The 1,588-nt window shown below is 56.8% G+C and carries 1 protein-coding gene and 2 pseudogenes; 1 reads left to right on the top strand and 2 read right to left on the bottom strand.

Annotation, left to right across the window (positions count from 1 at the left end; genetic code table 11):
- Positions 1-33: 33 nt before the first annotated feature.
- Positions 34-135 (bottom strand): annotated as a pseudogene (locus AMM41_RS22345) (PIN domain-containing protein); the annotation flags it as partial.
- Positions 135-605, bottom strand: coding sequence for a helix-turn-helix domain-containing protein (locus AMM41_RS21580; RefSeq protein ID WP_089963985.1), 471 nt, complete (start codon positions 603-605; stop codon positions 135-137). The pseudogene AMM41_RS22345 and the gene AMM41_RS21580, both read right to left, overlap by 1 nt.
- A 603-nt stretch (positions 606-1,208) precedes the next feature.
- On the opposite strand from AMM41_RS21580, the pseudogene AMM41_RS21575 reads away from it, so the two are divergent.
- Positions 1,209-1,588: pseudogene (locus AMM41_RS21575) on the top strand (IS21 family transposase); the annotation flags it as partial.

The following is a 1,588-nucleotide window of genomic DNA, read 5'->3' as shown; positions in this document are numbered from 1 at the left end:
GATTTAACTGCACTAGTTSYCCANCTKGGAAAAAAAAAACCCCGCCGTTGCCAGACTCAAAAGCGCATCTGTCATGGCCAACGGATACAAGACACACGCATCCAGTAAAGCCGTATATCGGGCATGGCCAGCCATCAGTATTCCAAACCCAACTCTCTTGCATTTTGAGCCAAACGCTCAAGAGCGCCGGCCTGCTGCCCACGCATCTTTTGTGTGTATGCCATCAAATCCTCCAGCGCAATCCTGCGATGCGTACCGACCTTTCTATGAGCCAGGCGACCGGCCTCCATCTCTTTGACAACAAACGGGCGCGAGACGTTCAGAAAATTAGCGGCCTCAACTGTTGTCAACTCTTGCTCTGTGGGCATCAACACCACCGGACGGCCTTCACTCATGGCACCCAACAACTGCCCTATCAACTTCAAAGCTGCTGGCGGTACCTCTACCGTCGGATGCTCACCACTGTCCGTTGTCAAAGTGATCGCTGCTGCGCGGGAATGGTCCAGCGACGCCATGATGCACCGCTGCGCCACGCGCACCATCTCCATGTCTTTGGCATTCAGTGGCGGAGGCGTTACCTCTCTCGCACGATCAATCGTCCTCATAACTTACTCCTGTTTTTTTAACCTCAACAAATTCAAAGATAGCACATCAAACGAAATAAACGCAACAAGTGCAGCAGGAAAACGACCCCTTATTCATCCGACCTAATGATGTTTGCAGTGGCCGCAGCGTCCTCGCCGCGATGGTCTTTTGGCTTTGTGGGAGCCCCGCCCTCATCGTGACGGGTGGTGGTCTGCGAGGCTTTTCGCGACGAGGGCGTCGCTCCTACAAATACGCCCCTGAGGGCGATGAATTCTTGTCTTTGTGGGAGCCCCGCCCTCGGGGCGATGGGTGGTTGTCTTCGAGGCTGATCGCGACGAGGGCGTCGCTCCTACAGGGGGCAGATCCCGTTTAATTGGGATCTGCCCCACTACTGTCCGGAGATTTCTGGGAAAAGACAAAACTGGGCTTCAGGCTCCCCGGTTTCATCGTTTAGCAACTGCTCACCGAGCAGTTCGGCCCCTGATGGCCACCCAAATTCCCCCACTTATGGCCACCTCAAACTCCCCCACCTGAATTGATCGGGGACAGGGTCTCAACGCCGACACCGTCGGCACCTGTTGGCAGGACGCATGTTCTGGCCTTCCTCGAAGGAAGGCCAAGGAGTGAATGTCTTGAAACCCAACCAACGCGCCACGGTGATCACGCTGCTGCAGCGCAACACGCCCCAGCGCGAGATTGCCCGCATCACCGGCATTGACCGCAAAACCATTCGCAGCTACCACACCCGCTGGCTACTTGATCCTTCAAACTCCCCCGGGGTGGCCACCGGCTCTGAGACCTTGACCCCTCAAATTCCCCCACCCTGGCCACCGGCTCTCGTTTCCACTTCCTCCAGCCTGTGCGAAGTCCACCGCGTCTTCATTGAGGCCCAACTTCGCCTTCGCCGCAACGCCACCGCCATCTTCCAAGACCTGGTCGATGCCCACGGCTATTCAGGGGCCTACAACTCCGTCAAACGCTTTGTGCGCGCCTTGCGCAAGCA

The sequence above is a fragment of the Limnohabitans sp. 2KL-3 genome (assembly GCF_001269405.1).
Classification (GTDB): Bacteria; Pseudomonadota; Gammaproteobacteria; order Burkholderiales; family Burkholderiaceae_C; genus Limnohabitans_A.
This window is presented reverse-complemented; position numbering and strand designations above follow the sequence as displayed.

Bases quoted from the DNA above. Each gene is read 5' to 3' on its own strand.
- AMM41_RS21580 (WP_089963985.1), bottom strand. From the start codon at position 605: ATGAGGACGATTGATCGTGCGAGAGAGGTAACGCCTCCGCCACTGAAT.